A 2,256-nucleotide genomic window follows, 5' to 3' on the forward strand; every position below is an offset into this window, starting at 1 on the left:
TAAAGAAGCATTTTATCAGGCAATAAAAGCTAAAAGCAAAACCCCCATTACTAATACACAAATAAAAAATGCCTGGAACGCATTGTTGCTGAATTTTAGAACAGAAAGCCTTTCTTTTTTAGAAAAAATATCTTTACAATACAAGCTTTACCTGTTTAGTAATACCAATAGCATTCACCTTACAAAATTCGAAGAAATATTTACAAGAGATACCGGTAAACCCAGCCTGGAGGCATATTTCACTAAAGCTTATTACTCTAATATTATAGGGTACAGAAAACCTGATGCAGGGGCTTATGCCTTTGTTTTAAAAGATGCAAATATTATTGCAGGAGAAACTTTATTTATAGATGATCTGGAAATTAATATTGAAGGTGCAAAAGCCCTTGGCATACAAACCCACCTGTTGCTTCCTCACGAAAGGGTACAGCAACTAAAATTATAAACTCCTCTTATATTCACCATTCACAATTGACCATTCATTACTTCACTTCCTCAAACTCAATATAATCATCACCCTTTGGTTTGGGGGCAGGTTCTTTTGTGGTGGCATTAAATTCGTTACGTTCCTGGCGGTTCATTTGCTCATTAACATTGCGTTGCATCTCATTCACCTTTTGCTTTACCTGTTTGGTGGTGTTGTAAATGGGAATAATAAAGTCAAATATAAGTTTGTAGAGCATGTATAACAGAAACAGCTCAAATAATACTTTTAACATAGCACAAAGTTATAAAACCCCACAATGCCTGCCTGTTAAATTTTATACCCGGTTAAAAATGATAATTTAATACTATCATTTTGGCAGTTATACGGCATTTGCATATATTTGCAGCGGACAATGAAGCAAATGAAGGGAACGGGAATCGTTCCCTTCTTCTTTTACTATGATTGAGCAAACGCAAATACAAACCATTGAAAAACTGATTGCACCATTGCTGGTGGATGATATTTTCCTGGTATCAGTTAAAGTAAAACCCATCAATAATTATAAAATTTATTTAGATGCTGATGGTGGCCTGGGTATTGAAAAATGTATAAAAATAAACCGGGCATTGTATAAAATAATGGAAGAAATGGGCATGTATCCCGAAGGGGATTTTTCTCTGGAAGTATCAAGCCCGGGTATTGATGAGCCGCTGAAATTATTACGGCAGTATAAAAAAAATATTGGCAGAAGCGTAGAAGTAACTACTAATAACGAAGAAAAAAAAGAAGGGCTGTTAAAAGAAGTAACCGACGATTCAATAACAATAGAACAAACGGAAGGCAAAGGGAAAAAAGCAATAATACTAAATACAGTTATCAGCTTTGCTGATATAAAACAAACTAAAGTGCTGATAAAATTTTAATTACATAACAAAACCCCCATACCGGCTGGGATATTGAGCTGGCGAGGATTATGGCAAGTATTAACTTAATCGACTCATTCCAGGAGTTTAAAGAAGCAGAAAATATTGATCGTCCTACGTTGATGAAAGTGATGGAAGATGTGTTTAAAACACTCATCAGAAAAAAGTATGGCAGCGATGAATGTTTCGATGTTATTGTAAACGATCAAAAAGGTGATTTGGAAATTTTCCGCCGCCGTACTATTGTTGACGATGATGATTTGTATAATACCCTTACCGAAATTGAGTATAAAGATGCCATTAAAATAGAGCCCGATTACCAGGTGGGGGAAGAGTTGTATGAAGAAGTGGATATACAAAAAGAATTTGGCCGCCGTGCTATTTTAGCGGGTAAGCAAACTCTTGCAGCACGTATTAATGATTTAAAAAAGAATATTCTTATTAAAAAATACGAAGACCGGGTTGGTGATATTGTAAGCGGGGAAGTGTATCAGGTTTGGAAAAAAGAAGTATTGATACTGGATGAAGAAGGTAATGAAATGTTGCTACCTAAATCAGAACAAATACCTACTGATTATTTCAAAAAAGGTGAAACTGTTAGAGGTGTTGTAAAAAAAGTGGAATTAAAGAATAACCAGGCGGTTATCATTATCTCCAGAACAAGTGCTGCATTCCTTGAAAAATTACTTGAAATAGAAGTTCCGGAAATTTTTGATGGATTAATCGTGGTTAAAAAGATAGTAAGGGATCCGGGAGAAAGAGCAAAGGTTGCCGTAGAAAGTTATGATGACAGAATTGACCCGGTTGGTGCCTGTGTAGGTATGAAAGGTAGCCGTATTCACGGCATTGTAAGGGAATTAAAGAACGAAAACATAGATGTAATTAACTGGACAGCCAATACACAAT

General features: G+C 35.5%; 4 protein-coding genes. 3 read left to right on the forward strand and 1 reads right to left on the reverse strand.

Going from position 1 to position 2,256, the window contains the following annotated elements:
• Positions 1–445 (forward strand): HAD-IA family hydrolase (locus ACY65O_RS01600; protein WP_462219098.1); only part of this gene is annotated, 445 nt, incomplete at its 5' end.
• Positions 446–482: 37 nt separating this feature from the next.
• Here ACY65O_RS01600 and ACY65O_RS01605 read toward each other — a convergent pair.
• Entirely contained in the window at positions 483–719 is a 237-nt protein-coding gene (locus ACY65O_RS01605) for a hypothetical protein (RefSeq protein ID WP_462219099.1), read from the reverse strand.
• Between the two features lie 166 nt (positions 720–885).
• Here ACY65O_RS01605 and ACY65O_RS01610 point away from each other — a divergent pair, with 166 nt between their 5' ends.
• Positions 886–1,350: a ribosome maturation factor gene (locus tag ACY65O_RS01610; protein ID WP_462219100.1), complete on the forward strand. Its 465-nt coding sequence runs from the start codon at positions 886–888 to the stop codon at positions 1,348–1,350.
• 50 nt (positions 1,351–1,400) lie between these two features.
• On the forward strand, positions 1,401–2,256 hold an 856-nt coding region (gene nusA, locus ACY65O_RS01615), incomplete at its 3' end, for a transcription termination factor NusA (protein WP_462219101.1).

The sequence above is a fragment of the Ferruginibacter sp. genome (genome assembly GCF_031430955.1).
Classification (GTDB): Bacteria; Bacteroidota; Bacteroidia; order Chitinophagales; family Chitinophagaceae; genus Ferruginibacter.

Coding starts and splice junctions, on each gene's coding strand:
- ACY65O_RS01610 (WP_462219100.1), top strand. CDS start 886: ATGATTGAGCAAACGCAAATACAAACCATTGAAAAACTGATTGCACCA.
- ACY65O_RS01605 (WP_462219099.1), bottom strand. CDS start 719: ATGTTAAAAGTATTATTTGAGCTGTTTCTGTTATACATGCTCTACAAA.